This is a genomic window from Thermomonas flagellata (genome assembly GCF_022419185.1).
Classification (GTDB): Bacteria; Pseudomonadota; Gammaproteobacteria; order Xanthomonadales; family Xanthomonadaceae; genus Thermomonas; species Thermomonas flagellata.
On record NZ_JAJOZK010000002.1, the window covers coordinates 214,403 to 233,010 of the forward strand.

An 18,608-nucleotide genomic window follows, 5' to 3' on the forward strand; every position below is an offset into this window, starting at 1 on the left:
CACCCGTGCGGTGCCCGCGTTCAAGCATGCACGCCGTCGAGTTCGACCGCCAGTTCGCGCCGGCACACATGGCCGTGCAGGACCAGCGCCGGCACCTCCGGCAGGTGCGCCTGCAGCCAGGCGGCGACCTCCGGCAGCGCCTGCGGATCGCGCACGTAGGCCTTCAGGCGGGTGCCGGGGCCGGGCCGCTCCGCCAGCGCGGGACGCAGGCGGCGTGCGGCGGCGATCAGGCTGTCGAGATTGGCCAGGATCTCCTCCAGCTGCGCCGGCACCGAATGCGGATGATGCGAGGCATGCCCGACCACCGCGGCGGTGCCGGACAGCAGCAGCGGCATGCCGGGACTGGCCGGCAACTGCGCGCGCGCGAAGCCCGGCGGCTGCGGCCCGTACTGGCGCGGGTAGCGCCAGGCCGCGACCTGGCGCGGGTTCTCCAGCGCGGTGCCGGGCTGCGCGGCGGCCAGCCAGTAGAGCTGGAAGCGGCCGCTCGGCTGCGGATGCCCGATCGCGGTCGCGGCCGGCAGCTCGGCCGGGGCGAGCGCGCGCCCGATGCCCTGCGCGCGGCCGACGCAGAAGCGGCGGTAGCGCTCGGCATCGCCGTCGCCGGCGGTGATCGCGTCCAGGTAGTTCCAGATGCGCAGCGCATGCGGGGTGTCGCTGGCGGCCAGCCAGGCCTGCAGGCGCGCATAGGCCGTCGCGGCCACCGCGGCGGCGTCGGCGGTGTCGGGCAGCGCCAGCGCGGCGAACGCCAGCCCGCCGCCGCGGCTCCAGGCCAGGCCGTCGTGGCGGCCGCTGGCCACCGGCCCCGCCACCGTCCAGCATTCGAACGCGGGCGGGCCGTACGCGGGCAGGGCGACGTGCAGGTAGCGCGGATCCGGGTGCACGGCCGGCGCTGCGTCGCCGAACCCGAACACCGCCAGGGTGCCCGGTTCGGCCAGCAGCGCCTCCAGCGGCGCAGGCCGGTAGTCCACCCGGAGCGCGGGCGCGGCGGCGGCGAGCGGGAGCACGGACATGCGGCGCGCAGGATACCCGGAGGGGTCAGGAGGCAGCCGGCAGCTGCGCCACGCGCGGCTCGGCGGCGGCCGCGTCCGGGTCCGGGTCGAACACCACCGGCGGCTGCCGGCGCGCTTGCCGGTGCAGGCGCCAGGGGTGGTGGCGCAGGGCCTGGCCGACGATGTGGTGGGTGATCCGCCACAGGTCGCGGAGCGGGCGGAAATGGCTCGGGCGGAACTGCGGCGCGCCGTGCACGCTGTTGTAGCGGGCCTCGATCGGGACCGACACGCAGCGGGTGCCGAGCACGCGCGCGGCCGAGATCAGCACCTGCGCCTCGAACACGAAGTCCTCGCCGGGGATGCCGGCCAGCGCCAGCCGGCACACCTCCGCCGGGTACAGGCGCTGCCCGCTCTGGCTGTCGGCGATCTGGTAGCCCAGCGCCCAGGCCAGGCCCCAGTCGCCGAAGCCGTTGGCCCAGCGCCGCAGGCGCGGCTGCAGCTCGCGCCGACGCAGGCGCGCGCCGATCACGATCCAGCCCGGGTGGCGGTTGCCGGCCGCGAGCAACCGCGGGATGTCGGCCGCCGCGTGCTGGCCGTCGCCGTCCATGGTCAGCACCGCGCGCGCGCCCTGGCGCAGGGCTTCGGCGAAGCCATCGCGCAGCGCGGCGCCCTTGCCCATCCGGTGCGTATGGCGCAGCAGGGTCAGCGGCAGGTCGGCGACCGCCTCGGCGGTGCCGTCGTCGGAGCCGTCGTCGACCACGATCACGCGCGGGCATTCGCGCAGGGCGGCGCTGGCCACCTCGCGGATGCGGCGGGCCTCGTTCAATGCCGGGATCACCACGGCGATCGCGTCGGGGGTCAGCGGGGACGGGTCGGCAACCATGCGTGCAAGTATGGCCTGCGCCGGCGTTAAGCGCGCCTTGCGGGCGCCGCGCGGGACGTTCGGCAGGGGTGGCGGCGGCGCCGTCGCGCTAGCATCGCCGCGGTGTCCCGCAGGGGGCGAGCGAACGCGATGGAGTCTGCATGCGCAGGATCGACGGATGGGCCGGACTGCTGGCCGGGGGGCTGCTGATGCTGGCGGCGGGCGCGCAGGCGCAGGTGCCGCAGGTGACCGCGGCCGACTACGAGCGCGCCGCGCGGATGCTGGGCGACCGCACCGCGCCCCTGGTCGACCACCTGCTGGTCAATCCGGCCTGGCTGGACGACGGCAGCCTGGTCTACGGCGAGAGCGTGGACGGCCAGACCCGCTGGTGGCGGGTGCTGCCCGGGCAGGAACCGCGCCCGGCGTTCGACGCCGCGGCGCTGGCGGCCGCCGCCAATGCCGGCGACGGCGCCCGCGCGGTCGCGCCCGGACGGCTGCCGGTGGCGACGGTCGCGCGCGACGGCGACGCGCTGCAGCTCACCCTGCGCGACGGCCGCCGCTTCCGCTGCGACGCGGCGGGCTGCCGCCCGTTGGCCCGTCCGGCGACCGGCAGCGAGCCGGGCGCGGCGTCCCCGGACGGCACCCGCGAGGTCTTCATCCGCGACTGGAACCTGTGGCTGCGCGACCTCGCCAGCGGGGCGGAGACCCAGCTGACCTTCGACGGCCAGCCGGACTACGGCTATGCCACCGACAACGCCGGCTGGAAGCACACCGACAATGCGGTGGTGGTGTGGTCGCCGGACGGCCACAAGCTCGCCACCTTCCGCCTCGACCAGCGCAAGGTGCGGCAGATGACCCTGACCGCGACCAACGTCGGCGCGCCCAAGGTCGAGCAGTGGCGCTATCCGTTCGCCGGCGATCCGGACATCCTGATGCTGGAGCGGGTGATCGTGGACCTCGGCGGCGGCACGCCGCGGGTGATCCGCCTGCAGCTGCCGGCCGAGCCGCACCGCTCCACCTGCGCCGACGACCTGCTGTGCGACGACCGCTGGCAGGACGTGCAGTGGGCGGCGGACGGCAAGACCCTGGCCTTCATCAGCACCGACCGCGGCCACAAGTCCGCGACCCTGCGGGTAGCGGACGCCGCCACCGGCCGGGTGCGCGACGTGTACACCGAGACCGTGGCCACCCAGTACCAGAGCGCGCCGGCGCTGGACACCGCCAACTGGCGCTACCTGCCGGAGAGCAACGAGTTCCTCTGGTTCAGCCAGAAGTCCGACTGGGGCCACCTGTACCTGCACGATCTGGCCACCGGCAAGCAGAAGCGCCAACTCACCCACGGCGACTGGAACGTCACCCGCATCGACCACTACGACCCGCAGCGGCGCACCCTGCTGGTGGAGGGCGTCGGCCGCGAGCCGGGCCGCGATCCCTACTTCGTGCACGCCTACGAGGTCGGCCTGGACGACGGCCGCGTGCGCCTGCTGACCCCGGAGGACGCCAACCACGTGCTGACCGTGGCCGCGGACGGCCGCCACTTTCTGGACGTGGCCTCGACCGTGGACAGCGCGCCGGTGGCGCGCCTGCGCGCGCGCGACGGCACGCTGGTGCGCGAGCTGGCGCGCGCGGACCTCACCCGCCTGAAGGCCGCCGGCTGGGTGCCGCCGCAGCCGTTCACGGTGAAGGCGCGCGACGGCAAAACCGACCTGTACGGCCAGCTGTTCAAGCCCTCGCAGTTCGATCCCAACAAGAAGTACCCGATCATCACCTACATCTATCCCGGCCCGCAGGTCGGCTCGGTGCGCAGCCGCAGCTTCCTGCCGGCGCACCTCGACCACCAGGCGCTGGCCGAGCTCGGCTTCGTGGTGATGGCCCTGGACGGCATGTGCACGCCGCTGCGCAGCAAGGCGTTCCAGGACAGCTGCTACGGCAACATGGCCGACAACACCCTGCCCGACCAGGTGGCCGCGCTGAAGCAGCTGGGCGAGCGCTATCCGTGGATCGACACCGCGCGCGCCGGCATCTGGGGCCATTCCGGCGGCGGCAATGCCACCGCGGCGGCGATGTTCCGCTACCCGGACGTGTACAAGGTCGGCATCGCCGAATCCGGCAACCACGACAACCTCAGCTATGAGGACGATTGGGGCGAGCGCTACCAGGGCCTGCTGGAGAAGCGGCCGGACGGCACCACCAACTACACCGGCCAGGACAACGCGCCCTACGCCAAGCAGCTCAAGGGCAAGCTGTTCCTGCTGCACGGGCTGATGGACGACAACGTGCCGCCGCAGTCCACCCTGCTGGTGGTGGACGCGCTGATGAAGGCCAACAAGGACTTCGACCTGCTGCTGCTGCCGCAGGCCCGGCACGGCTTCGGCGCCGACAGCTACTACGTCATGCGCCGGCGCTGGGACTACTTCGTCAGGCACCTGCTCGGCGCCGAGCCGCCGCGGGAGTTCGCGCTCAAGCCGCTGCAGCCGTGAGCGCCGCGGCCTCCGCGCGGGGCTTGGCCGCGCGCGGCGGCTTGGCTACCCTGCGCGCCGGTTCCGCCCCGCCCGACGCGCCATGAGCCCACCCCGCCTGAACCCGCTGCCGGCCCTGATCTTCTCCTCGCGCTGGCTGCAGCTGCCGCTGTACCTCGGCCTGATCGTGGCCCAGGGCGTGTACGTGTTCCTGTTCCTCAAGGAACTCTGGCACCTGATCCACGACGCCAACCGGCTCAGCGAGCAGGGCATCATGCTGATCGTGCTCGGCCTGATCGACGTGGTGATGATCAGCAACCTGCTGGTGATGGTGATCGTCGGCGGCTACGAGACCTTCGTCTCGCGCCTGCACCTGGAGGGCCATCCCGACCAGCCGGAGTGGCTCAGCCACGTCAATGCCAGCGTGCTCAAGGTCAAGCTGGCGATGGCGATCATCGGCATCTCCTCGATCCACCTGCTCAAGACCTTCATCGAGGCCGGCCAGCTCGGGCTGCCGCTGTGCGCCGCCGCGGTCGGCGGCGCGCCGTGCACCAACAGCACCGCCACCGGGGTGATGTGGCAGACCATCATCCACGCGGTGTTCATCCTGTCCGCGCTCGGCATCGCCTATACCGACAAGGTGATGAACGCCGGCATCGCCGCCGCGCGCCGCGTCCACGGCGGGCATTGAGCCGGGCCTGCCGCGCGCCGTGTGCGCGCCGCGCGGTGCGCGCACATGGGCGGCCGCCTGCGGCCGCATTCCCTAGAATGCGCGGATGGATGTCTCCCACCTGCTCGACGGCCTGAACCCGGCCCAGCGCGAGGCGGTGTCGGCGCCGCCCGGGCACTACCTGGTGCTGGCCGGCGCCGGCTCCGGCAAGACCCGCGTGCTCACCCACCGCATCGCCTGGCTGCACGAGGTGTACGGGGTGCCGCTGCACGGCATCTTCGCGGTCACCTTCACCAACAAGGCCGCCGGCGAGATGCGCGCGCGCATCGCCGCGCAGCTGCGCGGAGACCCGCGCGGGATGTGGATCGGCACCTTCCACGGCCTGGCCCACCGCCTGCTGCGCCTGCACTGGCAGGAGGCCGGACTGCCCGAGGGCTTCCAGGTGCTCGACAGCGACGACCAGCTGCGCCTGGTCAAGCGGGTGGCGCAGGCGCTGGAGCTGGACGAGGGCCGCTACCCGCCGCGCCAGATCGCGTGGTGGATCAACGCGCAGAAGGACGAGGGCCGGCGCCCGGCGCACATCCAGCCGGCGCCCGGCGACGACTGGGGCCAGGCCCTGCTGCAGGCCTACGCCGCCTACCAGGAGCGCTGCGAGCGCGCCGGGCTGGTCGATTTCGCCGAGCTGCTGCTGCGCGCGCACGAGCTGCTGCGCGGGCAGCCGGCCCTGCTGGAGCACTATCGGCGCCGGTTCGGGCAGCTGCTGGTGGACGAGTTCCAGGACACCAATGCGATCCAGTACGGCTTCGTGCGCCTGCTCGCCGGCGGCGGCACCGATGAAAGATGCGGGCAGGTGTTCGTGGTCGGCGACGACGACCAGGCCATCTACGGCTGGCGCGGCGCGCGGGTGGAGAACGTGCAGCGCTTCCTGCGCGACTTCCGCGGCGCCACCACCCTGCGCCTGGAGCAGAACTACCGCTCCAGCGGCAACATCCTCGCCGCCGCCAACGCAGTGATCGCGCACAACGACGACCGCCTCGGCAAGCGCCTGTGGACCGAGGCCGGCGAGGGCGAGCCGATCGACGTGTACGCCGCCTGGAACGAACTGGACGAGGCCGCCTACGTGGCCGACCGCATCGCGCAGTGGGTGCAGGGCGGCGGCAACTGGGGCGACGCCGCCATCCTGTACCGCAGCAACGCGCAGTCGCGCGCGTTCGAAGAGGAATTGCTCAAGCGCCAGATCCCGTACCGGGTGTACGGCGGGCTGCGCTTCTTCGAGCGCGCCGAGGTCAAGGACGCGCTGGCCTACCTGCGCCTGCTGGCCAACCGCGACGACGACGCGGCGTTCGAGCGGGTGGTGAACACCCCGCCGCGCGGGATCGGCGAGCGCACCCTGGACGAGATCCGGCGCCTGGCGCGCGCCGAGGGCAGTTCGCTGTGGCGCGCCGCGGCGCGGCTGGCCGCGGGCGACGCCCTGGCCGCGCGCGCGCGCAACGCGGTGGCCGGCTTTTTGCGCCTGCTGGAGGCGATCGCGGAGGAGGCCGCACCGCTGCCGCTGGCGGAGAAGCTGGACCATGCGCTGGCGCGCTCCGGCCTGCGCGCGCACTACGAGGCCGAGTCGCGCGGGCAGCTCGACTCGCGCACCGACAACCTCGACGAGCTGGTCTCGGTGGCCTCGCGCTTCGTGCACGGCGACGACGAGGACGCCGCGGCGATGCCGGAGCTGTTGGCCTTCCTCGCCTACGCCGCGCTCGAGGCCGGCGAGGGCCAGACCGAGGCCGGCGAGGACGGGGTGCAGCTGATGACCCTGCACAGCGCCAAGGGGCTGGAGTTCCCGCTGGTGTTCCTGGTCGGGCTGGAGGAGGGGCTGTTCCCGAACGCGCGCTCGGCCGAGGAGCCGGGGCGGATGGCGGAGGAGCGCCGCCTGGCCTACGTCGGCATCACCCGCGCGCGCCGCCAGCTGGTGCTGTGCCACGCCGAATCGCGGCGCATCCACGGCAGCGACCTGTACGGCATGCCCTCGCGCTTCCTGCGCGAGATCCCCAAGGCCCTGCTGCACGAGATCCGGCCGCGGCCGCAGCCCGGGTTCGGCGCGCGCGCGTTCGCCCCGGCGCCGCGCCGCGCGCCCGGGCCTGCCGCGCTGGAGCCGCCGCCGCTGGCGCTGGGGTCCGCGGTGCGGCATCCGACCTTCGGCCTCGGCGTGGTCACCGACGTCGAGGGCCGCGGCGCCCACGCGCGGGTGCAGGTCAATTTCGACGAGGCCGGCAGCAAGTGGCTGGTGCTGGCCTACGCCCACCTCGCCCCGGCCTGAAGCCTCACCAGCTGAACAGCTTGTAGTAGGTCATCGGGCCGCCGTTGGTGTTGTCGCGCTCGTCCACGATGCCGTCGCCGTTGCGGTCGTAGATGTAGTAAGTCGGACCGCGCAGCGGCACCACCTTGACCATCTTCAGCACCCCGGCCACGCGGTACTCGGTCACGGTGTCGCCGTTGGCCTCGGTGCGGGTGACCGGCTGCGCCTCCTTGGGCAGCAGGGCCTCCGGGCCGGGGCTGGCGCAGGCGGCGAGCAGGGCGGCGCAGGTCAGGGGCAGCAGGGCGCGCATCGGGTCGTCCTCGGCAGTGCGATGCCGACAGTATGCGCGAAGCCGCGCCGGGCCGGGCTGCGCGCGCCGTAGAATCCGGGCATGTCCCGCCTGGTCCTGATCGACGGCTCCTCCTACCTGTACCGCGCGTTCCACGCGCTGCCGCCGCTGTCGAATGCGGCCGGCGAGCCGACCGGCGCGCTGTTCGGGGTGGTCAACATGCTGCGCGCGCACCTGAAGGAGCAGCCCGAGCACATCGCCTTCGTGGTGGACGCGCCGGGGCCGACCTTCCGCGACGCGCTCGATCCGGCCTACAAGGCCAACCGCCCGCCGATGCCGGAGGCCCTGCGCGCGCAGGTGGCGCCGATGCTGGAGGTGGTGCAGGCGCTGGGCATCCCGATCCTGCGCGTGCCGGGGGTGGAGGCCGACGACGTGATCGGCACCTTGGCGATGCGCGCGGCGGAGCAGGGCATGGCGGTCACCATCTCCACCGGCGACAAGGACTTCGCCCAGCTGGTGCGGCCGCCGGGGCAGGACGGCCGCGGCGCGATCGCGCTGGTCAACACCATGAGCGGCAGCCGGTTGGACTCGGAGGAGGCGGTGCTGGCCAAGTTCGGCGTGCGCCCCGCGCAGATCGTCGACTGGCTGGCGCTGATGGGCGACAAGATCGACAACGTGCCGGGCGTGGAGAAATGCGGCGAGAAGACCGCGGCCAAGTGGCTCGCCGACTACGGCTCGCTGGACGCGGTGATGGCGCAGGCCGCGGCGATGAAGGGCAAGCTCGGCGAGAACCTGCGCGCGGCGCTGCCGCGGCTGCCGCTGAACCGCGAACTGGTCACCATCAAGACCGACGTGGCGCTGGACGTGGCGCCGCAGGATCTCGCCCTGCGCGCGCGCGACGTGGAGGCCCTGCGCGCGCTGTACACCCGCTACGGTTTCAACCAGGCGCTGAAGGAGCTGGACGCCGCCGCTGCGGCCGCGGGCCCCGCGCCGGCCGCCGCGGCCGCTCCGGGCGACGCCGCCCAAGCCGCGGCCGGCGCGTACGAGACCGTGCTGACCCGGGCCCAGCTGGATGCCTGGATCGCGCGGCTGCAGGCGGCCGCGGAATTCGCGTTCGACACCGAAACCGACAGCCTCGACCCGCTGCGCGCCAACCTGGTCGGGCTCAGCTTCAGCGTGGAGCCCGGGCAGGCCTGCTACATCCCGCTGGCGCACGCCTATCCCGGCGTGCCCGCGCAGCTGGACCGCGGCGAGGTGCTGGAGGCGCTGCGCCCGCTGCTGGAGGATCCGGCGAAGAAGAAGCTCGGCCAGCACGGCAAGTACGACCTGCACGTGCTGCGCCGGCACGGCATCGCAGTGCGCGGCTACGCCGACGACACCCTGCTGGAGAGCTTCGTGCTGGAAGCCGGACAGGCCCGCCACGACATGGACTCGCTGGCGCGCCGCCACCTCGGCTACACCACCGTCAAGTACGAGGACGTGGCCGGCAAGGGCGCCAAGCAGATCCCGTTCGCGCAGGTCGCGCTGGAGCCGGCCACCCGCTATGCCGCCGAGGACGCCGACATCACCCTGCGCCTGCACCGCGCGCTGCTGCCCAAGCTGGAGGCGGAGCCGGCGCTGCTGGCGGTCTACCGCGAGATCGAGATGCCGCTGGTGCCGGTGCTGGCGCGGATCGAGGACAACGGCGTCATGATCGACGTGGAGGCGCTGCGCCGGCAGTCGGCCGACCTCGCGCGGCGCATGCTCGCCCTGCAGCAGCGCGCCACCGCGCTGGCCGGGCGCAGCTTCAACCTGGATTCGCCCAAGCAGCTGGGCGCGCTGCTGTTCGACGAGCTCCGGCTGCCGGCGCGGGTGAAGACCCCGGGCGGCGCGCCCTCCACCAACGAGGAGGCGCTGGAGGCGATCGCCGACCTGCACGAGCTGCCGCGGGTGATCCTCGACTACCGCGGCCTGGCCAAGCTCAAGAGCACCTACACCGACAAGCTGCCGGAGATGGTGAACCCGGCCAGCGGGCGCGTGCACACCAGCTACCACCAGGCCGGCGCCGCCACCGGGCGGCTGTCCTCGTCCGATCCCAACCTGCAGAACATCCCGGTGCGCACCGAGGAGGGCCGCCGCATCCGCGCCGCGTTCGTCGCGCCGCCGGGGCGCCGGATCGTCTCGTTCGACTATTCGCAGATCGAGTTGCGGATCATGGCCCACCTGTCGCAGGACCCGGCGCTGCTGCGCGCGTTTGCGCAGGGCGCGGACATCCACCGCGCGACCGCCGCCGAGGTGCTGGGCAAGCCGCTGGAGGCGGTGACCGCCGAGGAGCGGCGCGCGGCCAAGGCGATCAACTTCGGGCTGATCTACGGCATGGGCGCGTTCGGGCTGGCGCGCCAGCTCGGGATCGACCGCGGCCAGGCGCAGGACTACATCGCGCTCTACTTCAGCCGCTATCCGGGCGTGCGCGACTACATGGAGCGCACCCGCGCGCAGGCGCACGCGCAGGGCTACGTCGAGACCGTGTTCGGGCGCCGGCTGGCGCTGGAGCACATCCACGCGCGCAATGCCGCGCAGCGCGCCGGCGCCGAGCGCGCCGCGATCAACGCGCCGATGCAGGGCACCGCCGCCGACATCATCAAGCGCGCGATGGTGGCGGTGGATGCGTGGCTGGACGGCCAGCGCACCGCCGCCGGCGCGCCGCGCGCGCTGATGATCCTGCAGGTGCACGACGAGCTGGTGTTCGAGGCCGACGCCGACTTCGTGCCCGCGCTGATGGCGCAGGTGCCCGCGCTGATGGCCGGGGTCGCCGACCTGCGCGTGCCGCTCAAGGTGGAGGGCGGGGTGGGGACCAACTGGGACGAGGCGCATTGAGCTGCTGCCATGGCGTTGCGCCGCGCGCCGCCTGCGTCGCAAGACCGAGCACAACGCCGCGTCCGACGCAATGAATCATTCCTGAACCCAACAGTTTTTTAACCCGAATCTTCACGAACCATCCATGTGGCGGGTGGTCTCATGTGCGCAACGGGTGCAACGCCCGTTGCGATGATCACAACCCCTCCCCTGGTGTGATCACACCGGAGTCCAGGTCCTCCCCAACCTGCGCTCCCCCGGCCCTGCAGCCCTCCCCCTGGCTGCGGGGCTTTTTATTTGCGGCCGTGCTGGCATCGCCGCGGCGCATCCGGCACAGTGCCGGCCGTCGTTCCCGGGATTCGTCGATGGACGCCGTGCTGCAACTTTCCGCGCCGTGGTGGGTGTTCGTCCTGCGCGGGGTGGTCATCTATGCCCTGGTGATGGTGCTGGTGCGGCTGTCCGGCAAGCGCGCGATCGGCCAGTTCACCCCGTTCGACCTGGTGCTGCTGATCCTGGTCGGCAACGCGGTGCAGAACGGCCTCAACGGCGGCGACAACTCCGTCACCGGCGCGGTCATCCTGGCCGCGACCCTGATGGTGCTGAACTACGCCGTGGCCTGGGTCACCGCGCGCTCGCCCGCGGCCGAGCGCCTGCTCGAGGGCCGCCCGGTGGTGCTGGCGCACGACGGCGTGGTGTTCTCCGAGATGCTGGAGCAGGAGTTGGTCAGCCGGCAGGACTTCGAGGAGGCGATGCGGCTCAACGGCATTGCCAACGTGGCCGACATCGGCCTGGCCCTGCTCGAGACCGACGGCAAGATCAGCGTGCTGCCGCGCCACCGCATCGACGGCGTGGTGCGCGTGCATCCGGCCAGCCGCCGGCGGCGGCGACCGGGGCATTGAGGGCGGCTCGGCGCGCACACGCGCAGGAGGGTGTGCCTGCGCGCGCTCCCGGTCGTGCAATCGCCGGCTTTGCCGGCCATCCCCCTATGCGCGCAGTGACGGAATCCGGCCCTGCGCCCATGTCCCGAGTGCTGCCGGCGTATGGTCACTCCCCCGCCAGCCAGTCGCGCGGGCGCAGGTAGTCGGCCAGGCGCGCTTCCGGGCTGCCGGGTTCTGGGCTATAGCCGTATTCCCAGCGCGCCAGCGGCGGCAGGCTCATCAGGATGGATTCGGTGCGGCCGCCGCTCTGCAGGCCGAATACGGTGCCACGGTCGTAGACCAGGTTGAATTCGACGTAGCGGCCGCGGCGGTACAGCTGGAACTGGCGCTCGCGTTCGCCGTAGGCGGTGTCCTTGCGGCGCGCGACGATCGGCAGGTAGGCGTCGAGGAAGCCGTCGCCGACCGCGCGCAGGTAGGCGAAGTCGCGGGCGAAGTCCTCGCCGAGGTCGTCGAAGAACAGCCCGCCGACGCCGCGGGTCTCGCCGCGGTGCCTGAGAAAGAAGTACTCGTCGCACCAGCGCTTGTGCGCCGCGTAGCGCGCCTGCCCGCCGAACGGCTCGCACAGCGCGCGCGCGGTGCGGTGCCAATGCCGCACGTCCTCGTCGAACGGATAGAACGGGGTGAGATCGAAGCCGCCGCCGAACCACCAGGCCACAGTCTGGCCGTCGCGCTCGGCGCGGAAGTGGCGCACGTTGGCATGGGTGGTGGGCAGGTACGGGTTGCGCGGGTGGAATACCAGCGAGACTCCGACCGCGCGCCAGCCGGCGCCGGCCAGTTCCGGCCGATGCGCGCTGGCGGAGGGCGGCAGGCGGTCGCCCGCCACGTCGGAGAAGCCGATCCCGGCCTGCTCGAACACCGCGCCCTCGCGCAGCACGCGGGTGCGTCCGCCGCCGCGGATGGGCGAGGCATCCGGATCCTTCGTCCAGGCGTCCTCGCCGAAGCGGGCGCCGCCGTCGGCGGCTTCGATCGCCGCGCAGATGCGGTCCTGCAGGTCGGTGAGGTAGGCGCGGACGGTGTCGAGCGGGGGGATGGCGGTCATCTGGGCATTGTAGGCGTGCCATCCGCGGCCATGCCCAGCAGCGGCAGCGCGGCCTGGACCAGCGCCGGCGGGGTGGGGGCGGCGGCCACTGCAAGGCGGGTGAAGCCGGCGGCGCGGGCGACCTCGGCCAGGCGGGCGCTGGCTGCCACCACCGGCAGCTGCGGCAGGCGCGCGGCGAGGTCGGGCGGCAGCTGCGCCTGCCACGCCTGCAGCGCCTCGGCGCTGCTCAGCGCCAGCCACAGCGGCACCGGCGGCACCCAGGCCGCGCGCAGCGCCTGCCAGCGCCGCGCCGGAATCATGCGCGGCTGGCGCGCATACAGGTCGGCGCGCACCGGGATCGCGCCGCGCGCGCGCAGCGCCGGCAGCAGGCGGTCGCGGCCGCCGCGGCCGGTCAGCAGGCCGATGTGCAGGCCGGCCACGTCCTGCAGCGCGGGCAGCGCGAGCAGGCCCTCGCTGTCCATCCGCTGCGGCGCAAGCGCGGGGATGCCGATCCGCGCCAGCGCGCGCCGGGTGCTGCTGCCGACCGCCAGCCAGACCTGCCCGCGGCGGGCGCGCAGCGGGGCGAGCGCGGCGGCGGCCGCGACCGCGTTGGCGCTGGTCACCACCACCCGCGGGCAGGCCAGCGCCTGTGCCAGCGCCGCGCGCACGGCGGCCTCGCCGGCCGGCACGATCGCAAGCGGCGACAGCGCCAGCAGGCGCCCGCCGGCGCGCGCCGCGGCCCGGCGCAGGCCGGCGTGCTGTCCGGCCGGGCGCAGCGAGAGCACCGTCCAGCGGGCGGCAGGCGGGGGCGGGGCGGTGGCGGGCATGCGCCGAGCTTGGCACAGGCCGCCATGCTGCGGCAGGCTGGCGGCATGCCGACCGTGTCCGCCGCCGACCTGCTCGCCTCCCACTTCGACGCCATGCCGCCGGTGCGCGCGCTGCAGCCGCGCGTGCTCGGCTGGGCGGACGGCCGCCTGCGCTTGGGCGCGCCGCTGGCGGCGAACGTCAACGACAAGGGCTGCGCGTTCGGCGGCAGCCTGGTGTCGCTGATGACGATCGCCGGCTGGGGCGTGCTGGCGCTGCGGCTGGCCGAGGCCGGGGTGGAGGCCGACCTCTACGTGGCCGACAGCCGGGTGCGCTACCTCAAGCCGGTGTACGAGGACCTGCAAGTGGAGGCGGCCGCCGAGGATCCTGCGGCCGCCGCGGCGCTGGCGGCCCAGGTGCGTGCCCACGGCCGCGCCGGACTGCGCGTGCGCGCGCAGGTGCGGCTGGCCGATGGCGCGGTCGCCGCCGTCCTCGATGCCCGCTACGTGGCGATCGCGCGCGGCTGAGGCGGGCGCCGGGTTAGCATGCAGGCCCCGACCGGAGCGCCCGCGATGCCCCGCCTGCTGCTGCGTTGCCTGCTGCTGTGCTGCCTGGCCCTGCTGGCCGGCTGCCCGAAGTCCGCCAGCCGCGGCAGTGCGCTGGATGAAGCGCAGTACGCGTGGTCGGCGGCGATCCGCTGGGGCGACTTCGAGGGCGCGTGGAACCTGGTCGATCCGGAGGTGCGGCGCGCGCATCCGCTGACCGACCTCGACCTGTCGCGCTACGGCCAGATCCAGATCTCCAGCTACCGCGAGCTGGGCGCCAGCGTGCGCCCGGACGGCGACGTGGTGCGCGACATCGAGATCGGGGTGATCAACCGCCACACCCTGGTCGAGCGCACCGTGCGCTACCGCGAGCACTGGCACTACGACCCGCAGGGCAAGGCCTGGTGGCAGATGAGCGGGCTGCCCGACCTGTGGGGCGAGCGCTGAGCCTCCCGGCGCGCGCGCTACAATCCGCGCCCCTCCCGCGCCCCGCGCGCGCCCGTGCCGCCGAGCCTGCCGCCGTGACCCTCGCCGAACTGATCGCCTTCGCCGGCCGCCATCCCTACCTGTCGCTGGCACTGGCCGGCCTGACCGTGGCCATCGTCTACAACGAGATCGCCGGGCGCCTGTCCGGCATCCGCCGGATCGGCCCGGCCGAGCTGACCGCGATGATCAACCACGGCAACGCGCTGGTGGTGGACGTGCGCAGCCCGGCGGAGTTCGAGAAGGGCCACATCGCCGGCTCGCGCAACGTGCAGATGAGCCAGTTCGATCCGGAGAACAAGGCGCTGGCGCCGGCGCGCGAACTGCCGGTGGTGATGGTGTGCCGGGTCGGGCAGACCGCGAGCGTCGCCGCCGCGCGCCTGCGCAAGGCCGGCTTCAGCAACGTGGCGGTGCTGGAGGGCGGCATCCACGCCTGGCAGGGCGCCGACCTGCCGCTGGTCAAGGGCCGGCGCTGAGGCCGGCGGTCGGGCCGGCGCGGCCGCGGCGCCGGGCCGTGCGATAATCCCGCCCCTGTTCGCGGTCCCGTTCCGTTCATCCTGCGCCGCGCGGCGCATCCACTGGAGTCCCCGATGTCCGACGAAACCCTCAATGGCGGCGCGCCCGTCGCCGACGCCCAGCCGCAGCCGGCCGGCCCGACCTTCGCGGTCGAGAAGCTGTACGTGAAGGACCTGTCCTTCGAAGTCCCCGGCGCGCCGCAGGTGTTCACCGAACAGGGCCAGCCGGACCTGCAGATGAAGCTGGCGCAGAAGGTGCAGCGCCTGAACGAGGCCGCCTACGAGGTCAGCCTGGGCATCACCCTGACCTGCACCCTGAACGGCAAGACCGCCTACCTGGCGGAGATCGAGCAGGCCGGCGTGTTCATCCTGGCCGGGTTCGACGAGCAGACCGTGGACGCGCTGCTGGGCATCCAGTGCGCCAGCATCCTCTACCCCTACGCCGGCGCCGCGCTCGGCCAGCTGGTGCAGTCCGGCGGCTTCCCGCCGTTCCCGCTGCAGCCGATCAACTTCGAGGGGCTGTACGCCGAGACCCTGCGCCAGCGCGCCGCGCAGCGGCAGGGCCAGGGCGACGCCGGGCTGGCCGGCACCGAGACCGCGGGCAACGCCTGAGCCGGCGCGGATGGCTGCCGGCACGCCGACCGTCGCGGTGCTCGGCGCGGGCTCCTGGGGCACCGCGCTGGCCGCGCTGATCGCGCGCCACGGCCATCCCACCGTGCTGTGGGGCCGCGACCCGGAGACGGTCGCGGCCATCGCCGGGCGCGGCGAGAACCCGCGCTACCTGCCCGGGATCGCGCTGCCGCCCGCGCTGCGCGCCACCAGCGCACTGCCGGAGGCACTGGCCGAGGCCGGCCTGGTGCTGGTGGTGGTGCCCTCGCATGCGTTCGCCGAGACCCTGCGCGCGCTCGCCCCGCTGCGGCCGCCGGCGGCCGGGGTGGCATGGGCGACCAAGGGCTTCGAGCCCGGCAGCGGGCGCTTCCTGCATGAGGTCGCCGCCGCCGAACTCGGCGCGGACGTGCCGCTGGCGGTGGTCACCGGCCCGTCGTTCGCGCTGGAGGTCGCGCGCGGGCTGCCGACCGCGCTGACCGTGCATTCGGAGGACGCCGCGTTCGCGCAGCGGGTCGCCGACCTGCTGCACGGCCCGGCGTTCCGCGCCTACACCGGCGACGATCTGCTCGGCGCCGAGTTGGGCGGCGCGATGAAGAACGTGCTGGCGGTCGCCACCGGGGTGGCCGACGGCATGGGCCTGGGGCTGAACGCGCGCGCCGGCCTGATCACCCGCGGCCTGAACGAGATGTTGCGCCTGAACCTCGCCATCGGCGGCCGTCCGGAGACGCTGATGGGCCTGGCCGGGCTGGGCGACCTGGTGCTGACCTGCACCGGCGACCTGTCGCGCAACCGCCGCCTCGGGCTGGCGCTCGGGCGCGGCGCCAGCATCGCCGAGGCGGTGCGCGAGATCGGCCAGGTGGTGGAATCCATCCAGACCGCGGACGAGGTCATGCGCCAGGCCGAGCGCCACGGCGTGGAGCTGCCGATCTCCAGCCACGTGCGCGACGTGCTGCACGGGCGGATCACCCCGGCCGAGGGCCTGCGGCGGCTGATGGCGCGCGAGCGCAAGCCGGAATACCCCAGCGGCCTGTTCGGCGGCCACTGACGCGCCGCCGGGCGTGCCTGCTGCTGGCCCGGAGCGGCCGCTTCACCCCAGCCGTGCGCGCCTGCACCGCGATGCGACCGGACCGCTGCCGGGCCAGGGCGGCGGTCGGCCCGCTGCCATTCGTACCAAATGGCCGGCCCGGAAAAGGCGGTGCCCGGCCTTGCGGCCGGGCACCGGTGTCGGGCGGAGGGGGACTGCCGCTCGACCGAGGGGCGCGACGCCGGGACAGGAACCGGCGGCCGCGCCCTTTTCGAGGCGCTTACCAGGTCAGGCGCGGGCCGACCATCCACTGGGTGTCGCCACCCTTGGCCAGCTTGACGTCCGCGGCCACGCCCCAGTTCGGGTTGAACTTGACCTGGGCGCCGAGGCGGCCGTAGACCTCGCCGCTGATCTTGTGGCCGTCCTCGTAGCCGAGCAGGGCATAGCCCTCCAGCTGCGGCAGCAGGGCCGAGCGCACACCGCCCTCGACGCTGTAGCCGTCGTACGACGGGCCGCCGTGGTGGCCCTTGTACTTGTCGTAGGCCACGTCGGCCACGAAGTCGGTGTTCTGCGAGATCGCGGTGTTGTAGCCCGCGCCCAGCCGCCACTGGTCGTAGCCGGTGCTGGTGTGCTTGATGTCCTGGTTGGCGTAGCTGCCGAACAGGAACACGTTTGGGTGGACCGCGACCGAGCCGTTCAGGCCCCAGCCGTCGGCATCGCCGGACTTGGTGTTGGTGTAGGCGTAGTTGCCCTGCACGTAGTTGTAGGACAGCCCGTCGGCCGCGGAGGCGGCGAACGGCAGGGCGGCCAGCAGGGCCAGGGCCAGCATGGAGCGCTTGGTGGTCATGGGGGAGACCTCGCTTCGGTTGTTGTGTTGTTGTGGCACGCCGCCGTGGGGTGGCGGCGTGGGGCGCATTCTCGGCGCGCCGTTGCAACCGGCGATGAATACAAAACTTTTCGGTACAGGAACTATTCGGGTCCAGCGCGGTCGTGCCCCGGGCCTCAGCCGCCGCCGGCGTAGCCGTGCTGGCGCCAGGCCTCGAACACCATCACCGCCACCGCGTTGGACAGGTTGAGGCTGCGGTTGTGCGGGCGCATCGGCAGCCGCAGCCGCTGCGCCGCGGGGATCGCCGCCAGCACGTCCTCCGGCAAGCCGCGGCTCTCGCTGCCGAACAGGAAGGCATCGCCGGCGGCGAAGCGCGGCGCGTCGAAGCGCACCTGCCCGCGCGTGCTCAGAGCGTACACGCGCACCGGCGCACCGGTGGCAGCGGCGATCGCCGTCAGCGCGGCCGGCAGGTCGGGGTGGACCTGCACCTGCGCGTATTCGTGGTAGTCCAGCCCGGCGCGGCGCAGCAGGCGGTCCTCGAGCACGAAGCCGAGCGGCTGCACCAGGTGCAGGCGGGCGCCGGTGTTGGCGCACAGCCGGATCACGTTGCCGGTGTTGGGCGGGATCTCCGGCCGGTGCAGGATGACGTGGAACATCCGCGCGCGCGGCTCACCACGGCAGCGGCTGGCCCTGCCAGTCGAGGAAGGCGCCGGACTGCGCCGGCGTCGCCGCCGCGATCACCTCCAGCAGGCCGGCCACCGCATCGCGGGCGGCCAGCGGCGCCTGCGGCCCGCCCATGTCGGTCTGCACCCAGCCCGGATGCAGCTGCAGCACCACGATGCCGCGCGGCGCCAGCGCCCGCGCCAGCTGCGCGCCGAGCATGTTGAGCGCGGCCTTGCCGGTGCAGTAGCTGGGCGTGCCGAAGCGGTCCACCCGTGCGATCGACCCCAGCTGCGAGCTCAAATTGGCCACGGTCGCGCCGTCGCGCAGCTGCGGCGCCAGCGCCTGGGCGAGCAGGAACGGGCCGACCGCGTTCACCCGCAGGCTGTGCTCCAGCGCGGCTTGGGTGACCGCGCCGAAGCGTTCGCCCGCATGCAGCACGCCGGCGTTGTTGACGAGCAGGTCGAGGGGGGCGCCGTCCAGCACCAGCGCCAGCTCGCGCACCAGTTCCGCGCGTGCGCCCTCGCTGGCGACGTCCAGCGGCAGCACGTGCAGCCGGCCCGGATGTGCGGCGGCCAGCGCGGTCAGCGCATCCGCGGCGGCCGGGCGCCGGCAGGTGGCGATCACCGCATCGCCGCGCGCCAGCAGCTGGCGGGTGAATTCCAGACCGAGGCCGCGGTTGGCACCGGTGACGAGGACCCGGGCGGACATGAACGCGAGACTCCCGGCAGTGGCTTTAGGCCTAGTGTATCGGCGCGCCTGCGCCCATAACATCCGGCCATCGCCCATCCCGTT

At 73.6% G+C, this 18,608-nt stretch carries 18 protein-coding genes; 10 read left to right on the forward strand and 8 right to left on the reverse strand.

The window, feature by feature from the left end; translation table 11 throughout:
* Positions 1-20: 20 nt before the first annotated feature.
* Both ML340_RS03185 and ML340_RS03190 read right to left on the reverse strand, forming a co-directional pair.
* The gene (locus ML340_RS03185; protein ID WP_240096576.1) at positions 21-1,010 is read right to left on the reverse strand and encodes a chorismate transformation FkbO/Hyg5 family protein; all 990 of its coding nucleotides are present in this window, start codon (positions 1,008-1,010) and stop codon (positions 21-23) included.
* 25 nt (positions 1,011-1,035) lie between these two features.
* On the reverse strand, positions 1,036-1,872 hold the full coding sequence (locus ML340_RS03190) for a glycosyltransferase family 2 protein (RefSeq protein WP_240096577.1): 837 nt from the start codon (positions 1,870-1,872) through the stop codon (positions 1,036-1,038).
* A 140-nt stretch (positions 1,873-2,012) separates the two neighbouring features.
* Between ML340_RS03190 and ML340_RS03195 the strand changes: the two genes are divergently transcribed.
* The 3 genes from ML340_RS03195 to uvrD all read left to right on the forward strand — a co-directional run bounded on the left by ML340_RS03195 (position 2,013) and on the right by uvrD (position 7,288).
* Positions 2,013-4,331 carry a S9 family peptidase gene (locus ML340_RS03195; protein WP_240096578.1) on the forward strand — a complete coding sequence of 773 codons (2,319 nt, stop codon included), beginning with the start codon at positions 2,013-2,015 and terminating at the stop codon, positions 4,329-4,331.
* A gap of 82 nt (positions 4,332-4,413) precedes the next feature.
* On the forward strand, positions 4,414-5,001 hold the full coding sequence (locus tag ML340_RS03200) for a TIGR00645 family protein (protein ID WP_240096579.1): 588 nt from the start codon (positions 4,414-4,416) through the stop codon (positions 4,999-5,001).
* An 85-nt stretch (positions 5,002-5,086) separates the two neighbouring features.
* Complete coding sequence (uvrD, locus tag ML340_RS03205; RefSeq protein WP_240096580.1) at positions 5,087-7,288, forward strand: DNA helicase II; 2,202 nt, start codon at positions 5,087-5,089, stop codon at positions 7,286-7,288.
* Positions 7,289-7,292: 4 nt separating this feature from the next.
* Here uvrD and ML340_RS03210 read toward each other — a convergent pair whose 3' ends face one another.
* On the reverse strand, positions 7,293-7,577 hold the full coding sequence (locus ML340_RS03210) for a DUF2782 domain-containing protein (RefSeq protein WP_240096581.1): 285 nt from the start codon (positions 7,575-7,577) through the stop codon (positions 7,293-7,295).
* Between the two features lie 81 nt (positions 7,578-7,658).
* Here ML340_RS03210 and polA point away from each other — a divergent pair, with 81 nt between their 5' ends.
* Together polA and ML340_RS03220 are read left to right on the forward strand one after the other, a co-directional pair.
* On the forward strand, positions 7,659-10,412 hold the full coding sequence (gene polA / locus ML340_RS03215; protein WP_240096582.1) for a DNA polymerase I: 2,754 nt from the start codon (positions 7,659-7,661) through the stop codon (positions 10,410-10,412).
* Between the two features lie 344 nt (positions 10,413-10,756).
* Positions 10,757-11,290: a DUF421 domain-containing protein gene (locus ML340_RS03220; protein WP_240096583.1), complete on the forward strand. Its 534-nt coding sequence runs from the start codon at positions 10,757-10,759 to the stop codon at positions 11,288-11,290.
* Positions 11,291-11,435: 145 nt separating this feature from the next.
* On the opposite strand, the gene hemF is transcribed toward ML340_RS03220, so the two are convergent.
* Positions 11,436-12,368 (reverse strand): oxygen-dependent coproporphyrinogen oxidase, encoded by a 933-nt coding sequence (gene hemF / locus ML340_RS03225; protein WP_275672580.1) that lies wholly within the window; start codon positions 12,366-12,368, stop codon positions 11,436-11,438.
* Positions 12,365-13,174 carry a uroporphyrinogen-III synthase gene (locus tag ML340_RS03230; protein ID WP_240096584.1) on the reverse strand — a complete coding sequence of 270 codons (810 nt, stop codon included), beginning with the start codon at positions 13,172-13,174 and terminating at the stop codon, positions 12,365-12,367. The genes hemF and ML340_RS03230 overlap by 4 nt, the downstream gene beginning before the upstream one ends.
* Before the next feature lie 45 nt (positions 13,175-13,219).
* Between ML340_RS03230 and ML340_RS03235 the strand changes: the two genes are divergently transcribed.
* The 5 genes from ML340_RS03235 (at position 13,220) to ML340_RS03255 (ending at position 16,348) form a co-directional block, all read left to right on the forward strand.
* The gene (locus ML340_RS03235; protein WP_240096585.1) at positions 13,220-13,678 is read left to right on the forward strand and encodes a YiiD C-terminal domain-containing protein; all 459 of its coding nucleotides are present in this window, start codon (positions 13,220-13,222) and stop codon (positions 13,676-13,678) included.
* 45 nt (positions 13,679-13,723) lie between these two features.
* Positions 13,724-14,143, forward strand: coding sequence for a hypothetical protein (locus ML340_RS03240; RefSeq protein WP_240096586.1), 420 nt, complete (start codon positions 13,724-13,726; stop codon positions 14,141-14,143).
* A gap of 74 nt (positions 14,144-14,217) precedes the next feature.
* Positions 14,218-14,655, forward strand: coding sequence for a rhodanese-like domain-containing protein (locus tag ML340_RS03245; RefSeq protein WP_240096588.1), 438 nt, complete (start codon positions 14,218-14,220; stop codon positions 14,653-14,655).
* A gap of 114 nt (positions 14,656-14,769) precedes the next feature.
* Positions 14,770-15,306: a protein-export chaperone SecB gene (secB, locus tag ML340_RS03250; protein ID WP_240096590.1), complete on the forward strand. Its 537-nt coding sequence runs from the start codon at positions 14,770-14,772 to the stop codon at positions 15,304-15,306.
* Between the two features lie 10 nt (positions 15,307-15,316).
* A complete protein-coding gene (locus tag ML340_RS03255) occupies positions 15,317-16,348 on the forward strand; it encodes an NAD(P)H-dependent glycerol-3-phosphate dehydrogenase (RefSeq protein ID WP_240096592.1) in 1,032 nt (343 codons plus the stop codon).
* 259 nt (positions 16,349-16,607) lie between these two features.
* Here the strand turns inward: ML340_RS03255 and ML340_RS03260 are convergent, their stop codons facing one another.
* The 3 genes from ML340_RS03260 to ML340_RS03270 all read right to left on the reverse strand — a co-directional run bounded on the left by ML340_RS03260 (position 16,608) and on the right by ML340_RS03270 (position 18,524).
* Positions 16,608-17,174: a porin family protein gene (locus tag ML340_RS03260; protein WP_240096594.1), complete on the reverse strand. Its 567-nt coding sequence runs from the start codon at positions 17,172-17,174 to the stop codon at positions 16,608-16,610.
* Positions 17,175-17,329: 155 nt separating this feature from the next.
* Positions 17,330-17,809: a tRNA (cytidine(34)-2'-O)-methyltransferase gene (locus ML340_RS03265; RefSeq protein ID WP_240096596.1), complete on the reverse strand. Its 480-nt coding sequence runs from the start codon at positions 17,807-17,809 to the stop codon at positions 17,330-17,332.
* A 13-nt stretch (positions 17,810-17,822) separates the two neighbouring features.
* Positions 17,823-18,524 (reverse strand): SDR family oxidoreductase, encoded by a 702-nt coding sequence (locus tag ML340_RS03270; RefSeq protein WP_240096598.1) that lies wholly within the window; start codon positions 18,522-18,524, stop codon positions 17,823-17,825.
* Positions 18,525-18,608: the final 84 nt, after the last annotated feature.

Excerpts from the sequence above, each read along its gene's own strand:
- ML340_RS03185 (WP_240096576.1), bottom strand. The coding sequence starts at position 1,010 with ATGTCCGTGCTCCCGCTCGCCGCCGCCGCGCCCGCGCTCCGGGTGGAC.
- ML340_RS03190 (WP_240096577.1), bottom strand. The coding sequence starts at position 1,872 with ATGGTTGCCGACCCGTCCCCGCTGACCCCCGACGCGATCGCCGTGGTG.
- ML340_RS03195 (WP_240096578.1), top strand. The coding sequence starts at position 2,013 with ATGCGCAGGATCGACGGATGGGCCGGACTGCTGGCCGGGGGGCTGCTG.
- ML340_RS03200 (WP_240096579.1), top strand. The coding sequence starts at position 4,414 with ATGAGCCCACCCCGCCTGAACCCGCTGCCGGCCCTGATCTTCTCCTCG.
- uvrD (WP_240096580.1), top strand. The coding sequence starts at position 5,087 with ATGGATGTCTCCCACCTGCTCGACGGCCTGAACCCGGCCCAGCGCGAG.
- ML340_RS03210 (WP_240096581.1), bottom strand. The coding sequence starts at position 7,577 with ATGCGCGCCCTGCTGCCCCTGACCTGCGCCGCCCTGCTCGCCGCCTGC.
- polA (WP_240096582.1), top strand. The coding sequence starts at position 7,659 with ATGTCCCGCCTGGTCCTGATCGACGGCTCCTCCTACCTGTACCGCGCG.
- ML340_RS03220 (WP_240096583.1), top strand. The coding sequence starts at position 10,757 with ATGGACGCCGTGCTGCAACTTTCCGCGCCGTGGTGGGTGTTCGTCCTG.
- hemF (WP_275672580.1), bottom strand. The coding sequence starts at position 12,368 with ATGACCGCCATCCCCCCGCTCGACACCGTCCGCGCCTACCTCACCGAC.
- ML340_RS03230 (WP_240096584.1), bottom strand. The coding sequence starts at position 13,174 with ATGCCCGCCACCGCCCCGCCCCCGCCTGCCGCCCGCTGGACGGTGCTC.
- ML340_RS03235 (WP_240096585.1), top strand. The coding sequence starts at position 13,220 with ATGCCGACCGTGTCCGCCGCCGACCTGCTCGCCTCCCACTTCGACGCC.
- ML340_RS03240 (WP_240096586.1), top strand. The coding sequence starts at position 13,724 with ATGCCCCGCCTGCTGCTGCGTTGCCTGCTGCTGTGCTGCCTGGCCCTG.
- secB (WP_240096590.1), top strand. The coding sequence starts at position 14,770 with ATGTCCGACGAAACCCTCAATGGCGGCGCGCCCGTCGCCGACGCCCAG.
- ML340_RS03255 (WP_240096592.1), top strand. The coding sequence starts at position 15,317 with ATGGCTGCCGGCACGCCGACCGTCGCGGTGCTCGGCGCGGGCTCCTGG.
- ML340_RS03260 (WP_240096594.1), bottom strand. The coding sequence starts at position 17,174 with ATGACCACCAAGCGCTCCATGCTGGCCCTGGCCCTGCTGGCCGCCCTG.
- ML340_RS03265 (WP_240096596.1), bottom strand. The coding sequence starts at position 17,809 with ATGTTCCACGTCATCCTGCACCGGCCGGAGATCCCGCCCAACACCGGC.
- ML340_RS03270 (WP_240096598.1), bottom strand. The coding sequence starts at position 18,524 with ATGTCCGCCCGGGTCCTCGTCACCGGTGCCAACCGCGGCCTCGGTCTG.